20 protein-coding genes are annotated in these 18,158 nt (G+C 71.5%); 7 read left to right on the top strand and 13 right to left on the bottom strand.

Going from position 1 to position 18,158, the window contains the following annotated elements; translation table 11 throughout:
* Positions 1 to 121: 121 nt before the first annotated feature.
* From AB5J73_RS03015 to AB5J73_RS03025, 3 genes are all read right to left on the bottom strand, one after another.
* Positions 122 to 859, bottom strand: a complete 738-nt coding sequence (locus AB5J73_RS03015; RefSeq protein ID WP_370972898.1) for a pyrimidine reductase family protein — start codon at positions 857 to 859, stop codon at positions 122 to 124.
* On the bottom strand, positions 856 to 1,470 hold the full coding sequence (locus AB5J73_RS03020; protein ID WP_370967879.1) for a dihydropteroate synthase: 615 nt from the start codon (positions 1,468 to 1,470) through the stop codon (positions 856 to 858). Before AB5J73_RS03020 ends, AB5J73_RS03015 begins: the two co-directional genes overlap by 4 nt.
* Before the next feature lie 120 nt (positions 1,471 to 1,590).
* Entirely contained in the window at positions 1,591 to 1,890 is a 300-nt protein-coding gene (locus AB5J73_RS03025) for a YciI family protein (protein WP_370967881.1), read from the bottom strand.
* Positions 1,891 to 2,069: 179 nt separating this feature from the next.
* Here AB5J73_RS03025 and AB5J73_RS03030 point away from each other — a divergent pair, with 179 nt between their 5' ends.
* The 5 genes from AB5J73_RS03030 to AB5J73_RS03050 are packed head-to-tail and all read left to right on the top strand — an operon-like array spanning position 2,070 to position 6,766.
* Positions 2,070 to 2,978, top strand: a complete 909-nt coding sequence (locus tag AB5J73_RS03030; RefSeq protein ID WP_370967883.1) for a hypothetical protein — start codon at positions 2,070 to 2,072, stop codon at positions 2,976 to 2,978.
* Positions 2,979 to 3,011: 33 nt separating this feature from the next.
* A complete protein-coding gene (locus tag AB5J73_RS03035; protein WP_370967885.1) occupies positions 3,012 to 4,193 on the top strand; it encodes a histidinol-phosphate transaminase in 1,182 nt (393 codons plus the stop codon).
* Between the two features lie 11 nt (positions 4,194 to 4,204).
* Positions 4,205 to 5,128: a phosphotransferase enzyme family protein gene (locus tag AB5J73_RS03040; protein ID WP_370967888.1), complete on the top strand. Its 924-nt coding sequence runs from the start codon at positions 4,205 to 4,207 to the stop codon at positions 5,126 to 5,128.
* A 53-nt stretch (positions 5,129 to 5,181) separates the two neighbouring features.
* On the top strand, positions 5,182 to 5,871 hold the full coding sequence (locus AB5J73_RS03045) for a TetR/AcrR family transcriptional regulator (RefSeq protein WP_370967890.1): 690 nt from the start codon (positions 5,182 to 5,184) through the stop codon (positions 5,869 to 5,871).
* Positions 5,872 to 5,917: 46 nt separating this feature from the next.
* Positions 5,918 to 6,766 (top strand): LLM class F420-dependent oxidoreductase, encoded by an 849-nt coding sequence (locus AB5J73_RS03050; protein ID WP_370967892.1) that lies wholly within the window; start codon positions 5,918 to 5,920, stop codon positions 6,764 to 6,766.
* Here AB5J73_RS03050 and AB5J73_RS03055 read toward each other — a convergent pair whose 3' ends face one another.
* On the bottom strand, positions 6,767 to 7,483 hold the full coding sequence (locus AB5J73_RS03055) for a nitroreductase/quinone reductase family protein (RefSeq protein ID WP_370967894.1): 717 nt from the start codon (positions 7,481 to 7,483) through the stop codon (positions 6,767 to 6,769).
* Between the two features lie 174 nt (positions 7,484 to 7,657).
* The gene (locus AB5J73_RS03060; RefSeq protein ID WP_370967896.1) at positions 7,658 to 8,485 is read right to left on the bottom strand and encodes a hypothetical protein; all 828 of its coding nucleotides are present in this window, start codon (positions 8,483 to 8,485) and stop codon (positions 7,658 to 7,660) included.
* A 61-nt stretch (positions 8,486 to 8,546) separates the two neighbouring features.
* On the opposite strand from AB5J73_RS03060, the gene AB5J73_RS03065 reads away from it, so the two are divergent.
* A complete protein-coding gene (locus AB5J73_RS03065; protein ID WP_370967899.1) occupies positions 8,547 to 10,070 on the top strand; it encodes an AMP-binding protein in 1,524 nt (507 codons plus the stop codon).
* Here the strand turns inward: AB5J73_RS03065 and AB5J73_RS03070 are convergent.
* The 8 genes from AB5J73_RS03070 to AB5J73_RS03105 all read right to left on the bottom strand — a co-directional run bounded on the left by AB5J73_RS03070 (position 10,067) and on the right by AB5J73_RS03105 (position 17,140).
* Positions 10,067 to 11,170 carry an epoxide hydrolase family protein gene (locus AB5J73_RS03070; protein WP_370967901.1) on the bottom strand — a complete coding sequence of 368 codons (1,104 nt, stop codon included), beginning with the start codon at positions 11,168 to 11,170 and terminating at the stop codon, positions 10,067 to 10,069. The two genes, AB5J73_RS03065 and AB5J73_RS03070, sit on opposite strands and share 4 nt — an antisense overlap.
* Positions 11,167 to 11,712 (bottom strand): dihydrofolate reductase family protein, encoded by a 546-nt coding sequence (locus tag AB5J73_RS03075; protein WP_370967903.1) that lies wholly within the window; start codon positions 11,710 to 11,712, stop codon positions 11,167 to 11,169. Before AB5J73_RS03075 ends, AB5J73_RS03070 begins: the two co-directional genes overlap by 4 nt.
* Positions 11,713 to 11,737: 25 nt before the next feature.
* On the bottom strand, positions 11,738 to 14,050 hold the full coding sequence (locus tag AB5J73_RS03080; RefSeq protein ID WP_370967905.1) for a molybdopterin-dependent oxidoreductase: 2,313 nt from the start codon (positions 14,048 to 14,050) through the stop codon (positions 11,738 to 11,740).
* Between the two features lie 11 nt (positions 14,051 to 14,061).
* Positions 14,062 to 15,087 carry an LLM class flavin-dependent oxidoreductase gene (locus tag AB5J73_RS03085; RefSeq protein WP_370967907.1) on the bottom strand — a complete coding sequence of 342 codons (1,026 nt, stop codon included), beginning with the start codon at positions 15,085 to 15,087 and terminating at the stop codon, positions 14,062 to 14,064.
* A complete protein-coding gene (locus AB5J73_RS03090; protein WP_370967909.1) occupies positions 15,084 to 15,575 on the bottom strand; it encodes an SRPBCC family protein in 492 nt (163 codons plus the stop codon). Before AB5J73_RS03090 ends, AB5J73_RS03085 begins: the two co-directional genes overlap by 4 nt.
* 69 nt (positions 15,576 to 15,644) lie before the next feature.
* Positions 15,645 to 16,148 (bottom strand): winged helix-turn-helix transcriptional regulator, encoded by a 504-nt coding sequence (locus AB5J73_RS03095; RefSeq protein ID WP_370967911.1) that lies wholly within the window; start codon positions 16,146 to 16,148, stop codon positions 15,645 to 15,647.
* Between the two features lie 32 nt (positions 16,149 to 16,180).
* On the bottom strand, positions 16,181 to 16,750 hold the full coding sequence (locus AB5J73_RS03100) for an N-acetyltransferase family protein (protein ID WP_370967913.1): 570 nt from the start codon (positions 16,748 to 16,750) through the stop codon (positions 16,181 to 16,183).
* Between the two features lie 9 nt (positions 16,751 to 16,759).
* Positions 16,760 to 17,140 (bottom strand): cupin domain-containing protein, encoded by a 381-nt coding sequence (locus AB5J73_RS03105; protein WP_370967915.1) that lies wholly within the window; start codon positions 17,138 to 17,140, stop codon positions 16,760 to 16,762.
* A 52-nt stretch (positions 17,141 to 17,192) separates the two neighbouring features.
* On the opposite strand from AB5J73_RS03105, the gene AB5J73_RS03110 reads away from it, so the two are divergent.
* Positions 17,193 to 18,158, top strand: a complete 966-nt coding sequence (locus tag AB5J73_RS03110; RefSeq protein WP_370967917.1) for a helix-turn-helix domain-containing protein — start codon at positions 17,193 to 17,195, stop codon at positions 18,156 to 18,158.

The following is an 18,158-nucleotide window of genomic DNA, read 5'->3' on the forward strand; positions in this document are numbered from 1 at the left end:
TGGGACACGACGAAGCGGAAGGCACCGGCGAGCTGGTGCGCCGCGGAGCGACGTCCGGTGCTCGATGCCGCGCCTGCGTGCCGTCCCGACCGCCGTGAACCGGCTGGGCGACGCGGTGGAGTCACCGGGCCGTCAGGTACCGCAGCAGCACGCTCTCCCCGTCCGTGAGCACCGAAGCCAGCTCCAGCGCCGCCGGGTCCACCACCCCGCCGAGAGCCGCGCGGCTCGACGTGCCCGCCACCAGGAACGGCGCCACCGTCAACCGGAACTCGTCGACCACGCCCGCCTCGATCAGCGAACCGAACAGCCGCGGGCCGCCCTCGCAGTCGATGCGGCCCATGCCCTCCGCCACCAACGTCGAGACCACGCCGGCGCCCGAAACCTCGTTGTCCCCCACCACGAACACCCGCGCGCCGTTCGAGGCCCACGCCGAACGCAGCGACTCGGGAGCCGCCGAAGACGTGAACACCAGGGTCGGGACCGGCGCTCGAGTGATCACCGGCGCGTCCGGCGGCAGTGAACGGCCCGAAGTCACCACCGCCACCGGGGCGATCGGCGCCAGCCCGAACCGACGCCGGCGCTCCGCCGTGCGCGCGTCCGGGCGCATGCCCTCGAAGCCCTCCGCCATCGCCGTTCCCGCGCCCACCAGGACGACGTCCGCGAGGTCGTTGCCGAGCCGGTAGACGATCCGGTCGGCCGGGGTCGAAAGGCCGCCCGACACGCCGTCGACGGTGATCGCGCCGTCCGCGCTCGACACGAAGTTCACGGCCAGCCAGCGCGGGTCGGCCGGGTAGGCGTACAGCTGCTCGAGGTCCTCGTCGGCCAGTTCACGCTCGGCCGGCCAGACCTGCCGGATCACTCCCACCGGACCGCCTTCGCCGGCGGGCGGGTGCCCGCGATGCTCGCCGCCATCTCGGCCACGTGCCTCGTCGGGCGCGGGTGCGCCGTGCGGATGATCGCGGCCCCGGCCGACGCCGTCAGCGCCGCCAGCGCCAGGCCCGCCGGGGTCCCGTCGCCCGCCACTCCGGCCAGCACCGGCACGTCCGGGGGCAGCGACGGCGCCTCGCGCACGACCCCGACGTCGAGCACGGCCCCCTCGGCGGGCACACCGCGCGCCACCGCTTCGGACACCGACGGTCCGGCGTACCCGGCCCCGAAGCGAGCCGCGACGTCCACCAGGTCGGCGCGGGCGAGGATCAGGTCCGCACCGGCGGAACAACTGGCCGAAGCGACCGAAGCGTCCGCGGTGTCGACCGCCAGGACGAGGTCGGGAAAGGTCTCGCGTGCCCACGCGAGCAGGGGTTCGACGCCGGTTCCGGCGAAACCCACCAGGTCGGCGCCGTCCGCGACGGCACCCGAAACCGCCTCCCGCGCCGCATCGGGCTCCGGGAGCACCTGCACCACGGCCAGCACCAGCGCGTGGTCACCGCTCAACCGGCGGCCCCGGAAGACGAGGTCGGGGGTCTTCATCGCGCTCTCCCTGCTGGACATCCGTGCTTCGCGATCATAAGCGAGCCCGGCGGGGTGAGCTTTGTTCGCCGTCAGGTGGCGGGGCACCGTCGCCGGGCCACCCGACTCGCGACGGTCTCCTCAGGAGGCGAGTGCCTCGTTGATCGCCTGCAGTTCGTGCGCCGTGCGCGAGGCCGTGAACTCGATGACGTCGTACCGGGCGAGCCGCTGGACCACGAACGGGTCGCTGGCGAGCACGGCGTCGAGCTTGCCCCGCAGCATCGGGCGGGTCAGGATCACGCGGTCGGCCGCGCCGTTACCCTTTCCGCAAACCAGGAAGAGTCCTTTCGTGAATTGTTTGCGCACCCACTCCGAATGATCCGGGAGCGCGTAGTCGACTTCTGTTTCGGGCGCTGTGTAGGTCAGCAGTGCGATGTACATGATTCGATGGTAGGACTCCCGCGGCCACCGCGCACCCGAAGTTCCGGTCAAGAAAACGGGATTTCCTTTACCAAAACTTTTTCGACATTCTCACCGATTGCCGTACGCCTGTCGTCGTACGACGCGGTGTCGCCGCCGGGCCGACGCGGCGAGGGCCCGGCGGCGCGACACTACCGGCCATGAACGCACTGACGAGGATCTGGCACGACGGCCGGCGGGCCGAACGCGTCGCCTACGCCGTCGGCGCGGCGCTGTTCCTGAGCGGCGTCGCCCACGCGGTCGCGCTGCTCGCCACCGGCGGCTCGTGGCTGGGGCCGCTGTCGCTGCGCAAGGCCGTCACGTTCGGCCTGTCCTTCGGGCTGACGCTGGCGTCGGTCGCCTGGGCGACGTCGTTCCTCACCGTTCGCGACCGGTGGCGCACCGCGCTGCTCGGCGCCTTCACCGCCGCGAGCGTCGTCGAAGTCGTTCTGGTCAGCATGCAGGCGTGGCGCGGGGTGCCGTCGCACTTCAACTTCGAGACGCCGTTCGACAACGTCGTTTCGATGACGCTCGCCGCGGGCGGCGGGGTGCTCATCGTGACCGTCATCGGTTTCACGGCCGCCGCGCTGGTCGAGCCGGGCCCGGCCGCGCCGAGCCTGCGCCTGGCCGTGCGCGCCGGCCTCGTCGTGCTGCTCGTCGCGCTGGCCACCGGCGCGGTGATGATCGGCCGCGGCGTCGTGGCGGCGCGCGGCGGCGACCCGCAGCTGGCCTACACGACGGCGGGTTCACTGAAGCCGCTGCACGCGGTGGCGATGCACGCGATCCTCGTGCTGCCCGCCCTGGCCTGGCTGCTGCGGTTCACCCGCTGGCCCGAGGCGCACCGGCTGCTCGTGGTCAAGGTCGCCGTGGCCGCCGACGCCGTGCTGACCGCCGTCGTCGGCGTCGAGTCCTTCACCGGCGTGGCCCCGCTCGCCGCGCCGCTGCCGGTCACGGCCCTCTCCGCGCTGGCCGCCCTCGCGCTGGCCGGCACCGGCGGCTACGCGCTGAGCGGCGTTGAACCGCGTTCCCGATTCGTACGTGTTCGCGATGGGAAGGCAAGGGGCCGGTAAAGCGGCGGACGGAGAACACGCGTGCGGCACGGTATGACCACCAGGGGCCTGTTCCAGCAGAGCGCGGCCCACAGCCCGTCGTTCTTCTCCGTGGCCAGGGCGATGGGACAGCACGCCGACGACCTCGCGGACTTCTGCATCCCCTGCAACCCCTACTTCCCGACCGACGAGATGTTCGGCGAGCTGGAGCGCAACCTCCGCACCATCCTGAAGTTCTACCCGAGCGACGCCGGCGCGATCACCGCGCAGCTGGCGAGCGTGCTGCGGCTCAACCCGTCGACGATTTCGCTCGCCAACGGCTCGACCGAGCTGATCACCTGGATCGACCAGCTGCTGGTGGACTCCAGCGTCGCGGTGCCGATCCCGACGTTCGGCCGCTGGACCGACCAGCCGCTGGAGACCGGCAAGCGCGTCGACATGTTCGTGCTCAAGGAGGCGGACAACTTCGAGCTCCGCGTGGACGAGTACATCGACTTCATCAAGCGCCGCGGCTCCCGGGTCGCGGTGCTGTGCAACCCGAACAACCCCGACGGCGGCTACCTTTCGCGGCGCGAGGTGATCCGGTTCATGGACGCCCTCGAGGACCTCGACCTCGTGGTGATCGACGAATCGTTCATCGACTTCGTCGAAGTGGAGATGAACGCGTCGGTGGCGGCCGAAGCCGTCGTCCGGCCCAACGTGATCGTGCTGAAGAGCCTCGGCAAGAACTTCGGGCTGCACGGCATCCGCTTCGGCTACCAGGTGTCGAACCCGGCGCTGACGCGCAAACTGTCGGCCGCGCTGCCGAAGTGGAACCTGAACTCGCTCGCCGAAACCGTGATCTTCATGCTCGCCGAGCACCGCGCGGAATACGAGGAAAGCCTCAAGAAGCTCGCGCTCGACCGGTTCATGATGAATTCGCAGCTGAACCAGTTCCAGGAGCTGACGGTCTACCCGTCGCAGGCGAACTTCCTGCTCGTCAAGCTGCCGGCTTCGGTCGACGGCGCCGAGCTGTGCGACTACCTGCTCGCCGAGCACCACCTGCTGGTGCGCCAGTGCGGCAACAAGATCGGCATGACCAGCCAGTTCATGCGCTTCGGGGTGCGGCCGGACACCGAGGTCGAGCGGCTGGTCGAAGGGCTGCGCGGGGTCGAGCGGCTCGGCGGCGGGCGGCACGCGACGCCGACGATCGAGCTCGTCTCGCACTCCCGCGAACCGGAACGGTCGATCAGCTGAGCACGTGGGCGATGGCCGACTTCCAGGCGAACACCCGGCCGTTCGCCGAGCTCGACCGCGCCGGCCGCACGCGCCGCCTGCGCCGGCTCGCCGAAGCGGCGTTGACCGCCTACGACGTGCCGGTGGCCCGGCTGAGCCCGCTGGCGCACGGGCTCAACACGACGTTCCGCGTCGACGGCGCGGACGGCCACCGGTACGTCCTGCGCGTGCAGCGCCCGGACGGTCCGGGGCCCGCGCGGGTGCGGTCCGAGATGGCGTGGCTCGCGGCACTGGGCCGGGAAACGGACCTCGTCGTCCCGCTGCCGGTGCCGACGCGCGAGCGGGACCTGATCGTCGTGGTCGCCGACCCGGCGGTGCCCGAACCCCGCACCTGCGTGCTCTGCCACTGGGTCGACGGCCGGTTCGTCGACGAGCGGCTCAGCGCGCCGCAGCTGTACGCGGTGGGCGAGTTCACCGCGCGGCTGCACCTGCACGGCGCCCGGATGAACGGCCTCGACCGCGGCCGCGTCGACGACCTCACCGAGTTCGGCCGCACGCAGGTGGACGGCTTCTCCGCGGCGGTCGTCGAGCGGGCGGTCGCCCAGACCGGCGACGAGCGGATCCGGGACGCGGTCGCGCGCGTTCGCGCGGTGCGGGCCGAGCTGGGCTTCGGTTCCGACGCCTTCGGCCTGGTGCACGGCGACCTGCGCCAGGTGAACTACCTGTTCCACCGCGGCCGGGTGCGGGCGATCGACTTCGACGACTGCGGGTTCGGGCACTACGCCTACGACCTCGCGGTGGCCCTCGCCGAGCTCCGGCACCTGCCGCAGCGGGACGAGCTGCGGGAGGCCCTGCTGGACGGCTACCGTTCGGTGCGCCCGGCCGCCGCCACAACCGACCCGCTGGTCCTGGCCGCCTTCGCCGCCCTCCGCCGCGTCCAGCTCCGCCTCCGCTGACCCGCACTTTCACGTGAAAGTGCGGCGTTACAGCTTGGCGTTACAATTGCTATATGGCTGGACGATCGAGCAACGCCACCAGTACCCGGGACCGCCTGCTGCTGGCCGCGGGTCAGCTGCTGCACGAGGCCGGCGACGGGCCGGTGTCGACGCGGGCGATCTGCGAGCGCGCCGGCGTCCAGGCACCCACGCTGTACCACCACTTCGGCAGCAAGCAGGGCCTGCTCGACGCCGTCGTGAACTACGGCTTCACCCAGTACGTCCAGGCGCCGGACGCCGGCGGCGACCCGGTGGACCGGATCCGCGCGGGCTGGGACCGGCACGTCGAGTACGGCCTGGCGCACCCCGCGTTCTACGTGCTGCTCTACGGCCAGATCGAGCCGGGCGTGCCGTGCAACCTCACGTCGAGCGCGGAAGCGATGCTGCTGGAGCTGTTCACGCCGCTGGCGCGCGAAGGCCGGTTGCGCGTCGAGGCCGCGGAGGCCGCGCGGCAGTTCGCGGCGGCCAACAGCGGGGTCACCCTCAGCCTCATCGCCCAGCCGGAAGACGACCGCGACCTGGGGATGTCCGCGCAGGTCAGGGAGTCCGTGCTGGCCGGACTGCTCGCGGACGAACCGACCGGCGGCTCGTCCGTAGGAGCGCTCGCTGTCGCTTTGTCGACCGCGCTCGCGGACGACGTCGACGCGCTCACGACCACCGAGCGCCAGATGCTGCGGGAGTGGCTGCACCGGATCGCGGGCTGACGCCGAACTCTGGGCACCGATCGCTACATTTGATACATTGTCGTCTATGGCAAATGTAGTGAACCAGTTCGGCCTGTTCCTCGCCCCGCACCGCGACGACGCGGCCCGGAAGGAGCAGGCGATCGCGGCGGACGAGCTCGGCTACGGCGCGGTCTGGCTCGGCACCGGCCGGAACTCGGTCGGCGACCTGGCCTTCGTCGAAGACCTGCTCGCCTCGACCGAGCGGATCACCGTGGCGACGGCGATCGTCAACATGTGGGTCGACGAGCCGGAAACCCTGGCGGAGTCCTACCACCGGCTGGCCGGCCGGTACGGAAAGCGCTTGCTGCTGGGCATCGGCGTCGGGCACCCCGAGTCGGTCACCGAATACCGCAGCCCCTACGACAAGATCGTCGACTACCTCGACCGGCTCGACGCGGCCGGTGTCCCGGCGGACGCCCGGATCCTCGCCGCGCTCGGCGACCGCGTGCTGAAGCTGGCCGCCGAGCGCACCGCGGGCGCGCACCCGTACCTCGTGCCGGTCGAGCACACGCGGCACGCCCGGTCGATCCTCGGCGCGGGCAAGCTGCTCGCCCCCGAGCAGAAGGTGGTCGTCGACGACGACCCGGTGGCCGCGCGCGCCATCGGCCGCCCCTACGTCCAGAACCCGTACCTCGGCTTGCGGAACTACGTGAAGAACCTGCTGCGGCACGGGTACACCGAAGCCGACGTCGCCGGCGGGGGCAGCGATCGCCTCATCGACGACCTGGTGCTGCACGGCTCGGCGGAGACGATCGCGAAGGGGCTGCGGTCCCATGTGGACGCCGGGGCGGACCACGTGGCGGTGCAGGTGCTCGGCCCGGCACCCGACGTCGAACTGGTGCACCAGCGACGGCTCGCCGAGGTGCTGCTCTGATCAGTCCGGGGCCGGGGCCAGCGCGTTCAGGGCGTTGACGATCGTGCTTTCCTCATAGGTGAAGTGAGCGTCCAATTCGGACGCCAGCCGGTCGAACTCCGCGCGCAGCCGGACGGGATCGGGCTCTTCGCCGACCAGCCGCTGGATCTCTTCCTGCAGCCGCGCGACGACACCGTGTTCTTCCTCGAGCTTCGCCAGCGCGGGCGCGAGCGCCGGGAACCGCGCGGCGAGCATGGGGAAGATCGCGCCGCCTTCCCCGGTGTGGTGGCGGGTGAGCGCGGTGCAGAACCCGGCGCACTTCGTGGTCAGGCACCGGGTTTCCCCGTCGCGCAGGCTCCGCAGTTCGGCGCGGAGCCAGTCGTGCACCTCGACGAGCCAGTCGCCCATGCGGCGCCCACGGTCGAGCCGGTGCAGCTCGACCACGGGCAGGATCCGGGTCGTTCGCGCCTGGTACTGCGCGAACCCCGGTTCCCGCTCGGCGACCGCGGCGAACAGCGCGTCGCGGTCCGGCGGCAGCGCGGCCATCGCCTCGAAGGTCTCCGCGTCCGTTTCCACGGTGACCAACGGGTTGTGGCGGATGTTGTGGTACCACGCGGGGTGCTCCGGCGAACCCATCGCCGAAGCGACGACGACCAGGCGGCCGTCGATCGTCAAGTCCCCCAGGGGAACCCGGTGCGGACGGCCGGTGCGGGCACCGGTGGTGGTGAGGTGGATCAAGCTGCTCCTTAGGCGATGAAGGTGATCGCCGGAGGCCGTCAGCCGACACGGAACGGGCGCGCGGAGGGCACACTCCTGCCGGGGAACGGCAGAACGTGTCGTCTCAAGGGGGCTGAGTAGCCACTACCTCCGTGCGTAGGCCCATCCGGGGCGCATCCGCACAGTAGCACGGGATCAGCGCGCGGCGTCAGCGGCTTTCTGCGCCTCGTTGGCGGCTTCGTCGGCCCGCTCGTAGCTTTCCTTCGCCTGCTCGAACTCCGCCGTCGCGCGCTCGGCTCGTTCCTCGGCTTCGGCGAGCCGGGTGCGCAGGTCCTCGACGCGCGCGGTCGCCTGCTCGGCGGCCCGCTGCGTGCGGACGAGGTCGCGCTCGACGACCGCGCGCTCCTTGGCCAGTTCGGCGGCTTCCTTGCGCAGGCGGTCGCGTTCCGCGCGGGCCCGGGCGCGTTCCTCTTCCTCACGGCGGTGATCGCGCTTGGGCTTCGCCGGCTCGGCCTTGTCCACGAGCTTCTTCGCCCGCTTCCCGGTGGCGGGCGGCACGGTGGCGGCGAGGGTGAACCACTGGTCGGTGTCCTGGTGCGCGACCGACGTCAAGCGCCCGGCGACCGCGAGCGCGGCGGTGTCCGGGTCGGCCGCGACGGCTTCGAGCGTCGCCTCGACCTCGCGGGAGACGGTGTCGCTCATCGACGCCAGCCCGTGCACGATCCGCCGGACGAGTTCGCCGCGGCGCCGGGTCAGCGCACGCAGTTCGTCCCCGGCGAGCCGGGTGTGGGCATCCCGAAGCTCCGCACCCAGCTCGGCGAGTTCCCGCAACTCGCTGTCGTCTTCCCGCGCCAGCCGGTTGACGATCGCCGCCGCCGTCGTCGGCTTCCGCAGCTCCTTGATCTGCTTCGCGAGCTCGGCGTCCCCTTCGGCCTTCGCCGCTTTCGCCGCCGCGTTGCGCGCGCTGACGAACTCCGCGAGGTCGCCCCCGTAGAGCTCGCCGGCCACCGTGTCCAAGTCCATCGTGCTCCAGCGAACCACATCGGACTGGTGCGAGCACCTGCGACGAGTCATCATCGGGGGCATGTTCTTCGATCTGGGTGTCCGGGACTTCCTCGACCGCGCGGAAACGGTGTACCCGGACCGCGTCGCGGTGGTCGACGAGCCGGACCAGCCCGCGCCGAGCTGGGGTTCGCTCACCTACCGCGAAGTGGCGCGCCGGGCCCGCGCGCAGGCCGCCCACCTCGACGCGCTGGGCGTGCTGGCCGGCGGGCGCGTCGCGGTGGTGTCGCACAACGCCGCGCGGCTGCTCGTGTCGTTCTTCGGCGTGTCCGGCTGGGGCCGGATCCTGGTGCCGGTCAACTTCCGGCTGGCACCGGCCGAGGTCAAGTACATCGTGGAGCACTCCGGCGCGGAGGTGCTGATCGTCGACCCGGAGCTGGAACACCTGCTCGACACGGTGACGGCGAAGCACGTGTTCGTCCTCGGCCGCGACGACGACGCCATCTGGGGCGGCGGGGGCACCCCGCGGCCCTGGGACGGCGACGAGTCGGCCACGGCGACGGTCAACTACACGTCCGGCACGACGGCGCGCCCCAAGGGCGTCCAGCTGACCCACCGCAACATCTGGCTGAACGCGGTGGTGTTCGGCCTGCACACGACGTTGACCGACAACGACGTCCTGCTGCACACGCTGCCGATGTTCCACTGCAACGGCTGGGGCATGCCGTACGCGGTGACCGGCCTCGGCGGGCGGCACATCGTGCTGCGCAAGGTCGACGGCACCGAGATCCTGCGGCGGATCGAAGAGCACGGCGTGACGATCCTGTGCGCCGCCCCCGCGGTGGTCACGGCGGCCCTGGACGGCGCCGCGACCTGGGACGGCGAGATCCCCGGCCGCGACCGCGTCCGGATCGTCGTGGCCGGCGCGCCCCCGCCGACGCGCACGATCGAGCGGGTCCGCGCCGAGCTGGGCTGGGAGTTCATCCAGATCTACGGCCTGACGGAGACGGCCCCGCTGCTGACGGTCAACCGGATGCGCGGCGAGTGGGCCGACCTGGACCCGCACGAGCAGGCCCGCCTCCTGGGACGCGCGGGCACGCCGGCCCTGGGCGTCCGGATCGACGTCGACACCGACGGCGAGGTGCTCGCGCGGTCCAACCACAACCTGGACGGCTACTGGGAGAACCCCGAGGAGACCGCCCGCGTGCAGGAGGGCGGCTGGTTCCACACCGGCGACGGCGGCATGTTCGAAGACGGCTACCTGACGATCGCGGACCGCAAGAAGGACGTGATCATCTCGGGCGGTGAGAACGTGTCGTCGATCGAGGTGGAGGACGCCCTGAACTCCCACCCGGCGGTCCGCGAGGCCGCGGTGATCGGCATCCCGGACGAGAAGTGGGGCGAGCTGGTGACGGCGCTGGTCGTCACCTCGTCGGAGGTGACCGCGGAGGAGCTGATCGGGCACTGCCGCTCGTACCTGGCCGGGTACAAGTGCCCGAAACGCGTGGAGTTCCTGGCCGAGCTCCCCCGGACGGCGACCGGGAAGATCCAGAAGTTCAAGCTGCGCGAGCCGTTCTGGCAGGGGCAGTCCCGGCAGGTGAACTAGCGGACCAGCCGGAAGAACGTCCGCACCTCGTCGGCGAACAGCTCCGGCTGCTCGTAAGCCGCGAAGTGCCCGCCGCGCTCCAGTTCGTGCCAGTGCCGGATGTCCGTGTACCGCTTCGCCGCCCACCTCCGGGACGGCCGGGGCATCTCCGCGGGGAAGATCGAACACCCCGTCGGCACGTCGACCGTGTCGTCGGTGGCCTCGGCGAACCACTTCTGCACCTTCCGGATGCTCTCCCAGTACAGCCGCACCGAGGACGCCGCCGTGCCGGTGAGCCAGTACAGCGTCACGTCGTCGAGCAGCTCGTCCCGCGTGAACGGGAAGCCGTCGGACCAGGCGTGGAACTTCTCGACCAGCCAGCCGCACAGCCCGGCCGGCGAGTCGAGCAGGCCGTAGCCGATCGTCTGCGGCCGGGTCGACTGCAGCACCGAGTACCCGTCCTCCCAGCGTTGCGCGTGCGCCAGCGCGTCGAGCGCGGCCCGCTCGGCGGCGGTCAGGTCGTCGAACGTGGCCGGGTCCGGCGCGGCGATCGGCGGGTTCAGGTGGATGCCCGCGAGGTGGGCGGCGTCCTGCTGGGCCAGCGACGTCGTGATCGACGTCCCCCAGTCGCCGCCCTGGGCGCCGTACCGCGCGTAGCCGAGCCGCGCCATCAGCTCGGCCCAGGCCGAAGCGATCCGCTCGATGCCCCACCCCGGCGACGCGGGCTTGTCGCTGAAGCCGTAGCCCGGCAGCGACGGGATCACCAGGTGGAACTCCTCCGCGAGCGGTTCGATCACCTTCCCGAACTCGAGGAACGACCCCGGCCAGCCGTGCGTCAGGAGCAGCGGCAGCGCGTCCGCGCGCGGCGAACGCACGTGCAGGAAGTGGATGCCGAGGCCGTCGATTTCCGTGCGGTACTGGGGAAACCGGTTGAACCGGGCCTCGACGCGCCGCCAGTCGTACCCCTCCGCCCAGTAGTCGCACAACGGGCGCAGGTACGCCAGCGGCGTGCCCTGGCTCCAGTCGCCGGGCCCCGCCTCGGGCCAGCGAGTCCGCCGCAGCCGCGAGCGCAGGTCCTCGAGGTCGGCCTCGGGCACCTCGATCCGGAACGGCGAGATCACGCCGGCAGGTAGGTCAGCTGGACGACGCCGTTGGAGAACGTGGCCGATTTCGCCAGCACCAGCGGGAACGACGGGCCGTCCGCCGGGAACAGCCGCCTGCCCCGCCCGACGACGATCGGGTACAGCAGCAGGTTCAGCTCGTCGACCAGGCCTTCGGCCAGCAGCCACCGCACCGCCGTGGTGCTGCCGCTGGTCATGATGTCCCCACCCGGTCCGGCCTTCAGCGCCCGGACCGCCTCGCCGGGGTCACCGGTCAGCAGCGTCGAGTTGTTCCAGGTGACCTCGGTCAGCGTCGAGGACAGCACGTACTTGCGCACGCTGTTCATGAACTCGGCACCTTCGTCGTCCTCGACCGTCCGGCCGGGCCACGCCTCGGCGAACCCTTCGTAGGTGACGCGCCCGAGCAGCATCGCGTCGGCCGCGGCCATCCCGGCACCGACCGCTTGCCCGATTTCGTCGCTCCAGTACCGGAGAGACCACTTGTCGGGCGCCTCGACCACGCCGTCGAGCGAGGTGAACAGGTTCGCGACGATCTTGCGCATGGCCACACTATAAACCGGCGAAAGGTCAGGACCGTCCACTCGCGACGGTCGCACGCACCCGCACGCTGTCCGCCTCCGCCCGCGCGCGTTCTTCCGCCGTGGCCGGCTCCAGCCGCGCCGGGACGTCCTTGTGGTGCGGCGTGCCCGCGATCGGGTCGCGGTCCAGCGCGTCGGTGAGCAGGTTGATCCGCGGGCCGCTGACCACGCGGCCACCGTCGGCGGCCGGGTGCGCCATGCCGTAGCCGTGCGGCAGCGCCAGCTGGCCCGGCCGCAGCCCGGGGTCGGCTTCGGCGCGGACGACGACGCGCCCCGCCGGCGTCACGACGGCCACCCAGTCCCCCGGCGAGGCACCGATCGACGCCAGTTCCTCGGGCCGCGCCCGCAACGCGCCGTCCGGGTCGGTGCGGCGCCAGCGCGGGTCGCGCAGGATCTGGTTCGCGTTGTGCGCCCGGCGCTGCCCGTTGAGCAGGGAAAACGGGAACTCCGGTGCGGGCCGTTCCGCGGCCGGGTCCAGCGCCGCCAGCCAGTCGAGCAGCTCCGGCACGGCCAGCCGGACGCGCTCGCGCCGCATCAGGCTCCACACCTCGTCCTGCTCGTGCGCCGAAAACGGCGTCGGACCGGCCAGGACGCGGTCGAAGAGCTCTTCGCCGAGCTGCCCCCCGGTCGACGCACTGCCGAGCGCGCGCTGCACCGGCACGGTCATCGTCTTCGCCGCGCGGTGGCACCCCGCCCACAGCGGCGCGATCGAGGCGGCACCGCCGGGCAGCGAGGCCCCCAGCGTCCGGTAGAGCAGCACCGGCAGGATCGCCGCCCGCTCCGGCATCGCCCGCACCAGCGCGCCGATCCCGGCCTGCAGCTCCGACCGCGGCCCCGCGGCCAGCTCGCCCAGCACGTCGGACGGCGGGAGCACGCCGAGCGCGTCGAACAGCCGCGTGTAGATCTCGGCCTCGACCAGCGTGCCCGGCAGCGGGTCCAGCAACGGGCGCCGCAGCTGGAAGTAGTTCGTCGGCCATTCGAACGTGAAGAGCGTGAACTCCCACTTTTCGTGCTGCGAAGCCGCCGGCAGCACGTACTCGGCCAGCGCGGCCGTTTCGGTGTAGGCGACGTCGACGACCACGGACAGCTCGGCGGCGCGGATCGCGCGTTCGACCTCCCGCGTCCCCGCGAAGGTGTTGGCGGGGTTCGACGACTCCACCCAGAGCGCGCGGACGCGGTTCGGGTGATCGGCGAGGATCTCCTCGGCGAGCGTGTTCGCCGGCAGCAGGCCGCCGATGTACTCGAACCCGGTGATCTCGGAGCGCTGCCCGCCCGCCGAACCCCACAGCGGCAGCAGCCACGAGTGCAGGTTGTTCGTGCCGCGCCGCCCGAAGTGGCCGGTGAGCAGGTACAGCAGCTTTTCGAGGTAGCTGTTGAGCGTCGAGTGCCGTCCCTGCTGGATGCCCAGCTCGACGCGCACGGTCATCGCCTCCGCCGCCAGGATCAGCTCGACCGCGCGCTCGACGTCCACCCGGGACACTTCGGCGTGCGCGATCCACTCGTCCACCGGCACTTTCGCCAGCACGGCGGCGACCTCGCCGAAGCCTTCGGCGCGCTCCGCCAAGAAGGCCTCGTCCGCGCCACCGCGTTCGAGCAGCAGCGCCAGGATCGCGCCCAGCAGGTAGGCGTCGGTGCCGGGCCGCAGCGGGAGGTGCAGGTCGGCCATCTCGGCGGTTTCGGTGCGCCGCGGGTCGATCACGATCATCCGGCGGGCCGGGTCGTTCTTGAGCGTGTTCAGCGCGTGCCGCGCGTTGCTGAACCCGTGTGCCTGCCAGGGGTTGCAGCCGAGCACGACCAGCAGGTCGCAGTGCTCGACGTCCTCGGCGGTGTGCACGAGGGCCGAGCCGAACAGCTGCCCGTTGACCCAGAAGTCGCCGGTCTTCTCCTGCGAAAGCGCGTTGAAGTGGCGGGTCGAGTTCATCCACTTCAACAGCGAAGCGCCGTACGCGCCGCCAGAGTGGTTGCCCTGGCCGCCACCGCCGACGTAGGCGAACGAGCCGGGCCGCCCGGCCGCGGTGTCGGCGTCCCGGATCGCGTGCAGCTTGGCGGCGATCTCGGTGAGCGCGGTGTCCCAGCCGATCGGTTCGTGGGTGCCGTCCGGACGACGGCGCAGCGGCGTCGTCAAGCGGTCGTCGTGGTCGCCGTACCAGGTCAGGCGCTGAGCTTTCTGGCAGAGGTACCCGGCGGAGCGCGGGTGCGCCTTGTCCCCGCGGACACGGGTGATCTTCCGCCCCTCGACCTGCACCTCCAGGCCGCAGTTGAGGTAGCAGAGGCTGCACGCGGTGCGCTGCCACTCGCCCATGGCGTTCCCCTTCACAGCAGGTCGAGCGCCCGGCCGAGGGTGGTCAAGCGCGCTTCGAGCGTTTCGCCGGCCGGGTACAGCCGGACCGTGTCGATGCCGGTGTCGCGCCAGACGCGCAGCCGGTCCCGCACCATGTCCTCGGTGCCGATCAACGTCGTGCCGAGCACCATTTCGTCGGTGACGAGCGCGGCGGCGCCGTCGCGGTCGCCGGCCTGCCAGCGCTCGCGGACTTCGGCGGCGACGTCCGCCCAGCCCTGGCGGCTGTAGGCGTTGTTGTAGAAGTTCGTGGTGGCCGAGCCCATCCCGCCGAGGCTGAAGGCGAGCTCCTTCTTGCGGCTGCCGACCAGGGCGCGCAGTTCGTCCTCGTTGTCGGCGAAGGCGACTTCGGCGCCCTGGCAGACGTCGATGTCCGTGCGCTGCCTTCCGGCCTTCGCGAGACCGGCGTCGAGCGGGCCGAAGTACGCGTGGGCGCCTTCGGGCACGAAGCTGGTGCCGAGCCAGCCGTCCGCGACCTCGCCGGTGAGCTCGAGGAGCTTGGGCGACAGCGTCGCGAGGTAGATCGGGATGTCCGGGTTCGGTGCGGTCGACAGCCGCATCGGGCGCGCCTCGCCGGGCAGCGGGATCTCGAACGCCTTGCCGGAGAAGGAAACCTTCTCGCCGGCGAACGCCCGGCGGATGATCTCGACGGTCTCCCGCATCCGCGTCAGCGGCTTCGCGAACGGAACGCCGTGCAGGCCCTCGATGACCTGCGGCCCGGACGGCCCGAGCCCGAGCGCGAACCGCCCGCCGGACAGGTCGGCGAGGGTGAGCGCGGCCTGCGCGATCGCGACCGGCGTGCGGGTGCCGAGCTGGATGATGCCGGAGCCGAGCCGGATCCGGTCGGTGCGCGCGGCGAGGTAGCCGAGGGCGGACGGCGCGTCGGCACCCCAGGCTTCGGCGACCCAGCAGACGTCGAGGCCGAGCTTTTCCGCCTCCAGCACGAAGTCCAGCGTCTCGCGGGTGTCCCGGGAGAACTCGACGGTCGTCGCGGTCCTCACCCGTTCTCCACGCGGTCCTTGATCGCGGCCAGGTTGCCGGTCATCGCCGTTTCGAACTCGCGCATCCGGACGAAGACGATCTTCTGTTCCTTTTCCGGCATCCGGTCGATGGCGAAGGACAACCCGGACCGGCCGGGCCCCATCCGCACCCACTGGCTCAGCCGGGTGCCGCCGCGGTCGGGCTCGAGGGTGAACTTCCAGACCGCGCTCGGCTCGGCGGGGTCGGCGACGGCCCACGAGAACACGCGCGGGGCTTCGCACTCCACGACGTACGAGGTGGTCTCCCACTCGCCGAAGGCGTCGTGCTTGCTGCGGCCGACGAACTTGCGCCCGGCCTCGCACCACTCGACGGACTGGAGCTCCGCGCTCAGCTCGGGCATCAGCGCGATGTCCGAAACGACCGGCCAGACGTCCTCGGGCACGGCGTCGATCCAGGTCGAGACCTCGGCCGTCGGCAGGTCGGCGTACCTCGCGCCGGTCCACTCCATCGTGGTCTCACCTCTCTCGTAGAGCCGTCTGACCACGATAGTTGCGTAGATAGACCTACGCTGTCAACGTCACTCCTGCCGGGCGAAGCGCGCCTCGACGTCCGGCCGCCGCGCCAGCCGGGGCGGGAACCCGGGGCCGCGGCGCATCCGCGTTTCTTTCGGCGTCATCGGCTCGCCGCACTCCGCGCAGACGATTTCGGCGTGCGTGTCGTGCCCGCAGGCGAGGTGGTGGACGGTGATCGGCGGGCCGGCTTCGGTGGCGAGCCACTTGTCGCCCCAGCGGGTCATCGCGAGCAGCACCGGGTAGAAGTCGCGGCCCTTCTCGGTGAGCACGTAGTCGTAGCGCACCGGCTCGGTCTGGTAGGCGACCTTCTCCAGCAGCCCCTCCTCGACCAGCCGCTTGAGCCGGTCGGCGAGGGTGTTGCGGGCGATGCCGAGCGCCTGCTGGAACTCGTCGAAGCGGTGCACGCCGTAGAAGGCGTCCCGCAGCACCAGCGGCGTCCACCAGTCCCCCAGCAGATCCATGGTGCGCGCGATCGAGCACGGCCACTGCGCGAACGATGTCCGTTTCATGCGGCCGAGGGTACGCCGTTTCGCAGAGAGACTCAGCAGGTCAGCCGCATGACCACCCGCCGGGCGGTCGGCCGGCTGACTTCGTCGAACCCGGCGTCGGCGAAGGTCTTGCGGGTACCGACGAACAGTTCACCCGGCCAGGCGACCTTGTCCCCCGGCTCGATCGCGTACCCCTCGACCGCTTTCGCGCCCCGCCCCCGCGCGAAGTCCACGGCGGCTTTGGCGAGCGCGGCGCTCACCCCACGCCGCCGGAACCCCTTGCGGGTGACGAAGCAGGTGACGGCCCAGACCCCGTCGTCGGCGGGGTCCTCGTCCCGCCCGTCCCAGACGACGCGGCTGGTGAGCAGCCGCCGGTAGGCGGTGCGCGGCTCGACCGCGCACCACCCGGCGGGCTCCCCGTCGAGGAAGGCGACGATCCCGGTGGCTCGTTCGGCGGTCTGCGCCCGCAACCGCTCAGCGCGTGCTTCGGCGGTCCCGGCCCGCCACTCGGCCGGCGTCTCCTTGAAGTACTGGCACCGGCACCGCGCGGGGTCACCGCGGTCGCCGAAGATCGCCTGCAGGTCGGCCCAGTCCACCTGGTCGGCGGGTACGACGGTCAGCATTCTCCGACGCTAAACCACGTGCCCGGTGGTCACGTCGACGTGGTCGGGCACCTCGTCGTGGTCGTCCCCGACCGAGAGCGTCCCGGCGGGCTCGACCAGCAGCACGCTCGCCCCGTCCTTCGACGACGGCTTGTGGTAGGTGCCCTTGGGCGCGACGAAAACCTGCCCCTTGGTCAGTGACACGACCCGTTCGCCCGGATCGCGAAGCCCGATCTCGATCTCGCCGTCGAGGACGAGGAAGAACTCATCGGTGTCCAGGTGGACGTGCCAGACGTGCTCACCGTCGAACCGAGCGAGCCGGACGTCGTAGTCGTTGACACGGCTGACGATCCGCGGGCTCCAGGCGGCGTCGAAGCTCGCGAGGACTTCATTGAGGTCGATCGGGTTCATGCGTCCCATCCTCGGCCTGGCTTTCCTGCGGGACGAGTGCTAGGAATCGCACATGCCGCAAGAATTCTCGCACCGGGTGGTGGCGATCGTGACGGAGGAATCGAACCCGTTCGAGATGGGCGTGGCCACGGAGCTGTTCGGCCTGCGCCGCCCGGAGCTGAACCGGCCTTGGTACGACTTCACCCTGTGTTCGGCGACGCCCGAGGTGAGGATGAACCTGGGCATGTTCACGCTGTCCGGAGTCGCCGGCCTGGAGGCGGCGGAGACGGCGGACACCCTCATCACCCCGGCCCGCCCGAACACCGGCGCCCCGACCGACCCGGCGATCATCACGGCCATCCGCAGAGCAGCCTCCCGGGGCGCGCGCCTGGTGAGCTTCTGCACGGGCGCGTTCGCGTTGGCCGAAGCGGGTGTTTTGGACGGCCGCCGCGCGACAACGCATTGGCAGTGGGCGGCGGAGTTCGCCGCACGCTTCCCGGCGGTCCAGTGGGAGCCGGACGTGCTGTTCGTCGACGAGGGCGATGTGCTGACGGCGGCGGGCAGCGCGGCATCCCTGGACCTGGGCCTGCACATCATCCACCGCGACCACGGCGCGGAGGTGGCCAACGCGGTCAGCCGGCGGCTGGTGTTCACGGGCCACCGGGATGGCGGGCAGCAGCAGTTCATCGCGCGGCCGGTGCCTGCGGTGCCGGACACTTCGCTGGCGCCGGTCCTGGCTTGGGCCCTTTCCCACCTGGACCAGCCTCTTACGGTCACCGACCTCGCGGCTCGCGCCGCAACCAGCCCGGCGACCTTGCACCGGAAGTTCCGGGCGGAGCTGGGGACAACGCCGTTGGCGTGGCTGACGACGGAGCGGGTGACGCTGGCGTGCCGTTTGATCGAGCGCGGCGAGCTGCGCCTGGACCGGGTGGCCGAGGCGAGCGGCTTCGGAACGGCGGCGAACCTACGGCTGCAGTTGCGGCGGCACACGGGGTTGAGCCCGAGTGCCTACCGCCGCCGCTTCGGCCCGGCGGCTTGA

The sequence above is a fragment of the Amycolatopsis sp. cg9 genome (genome assembly GCF_041346945.1).
Classification (GTDB): Bacteria; Actinomycetota; Actinomycetes; order Mycobacteriales; family Pseudonocardiaceae; genus Amycolatopsis.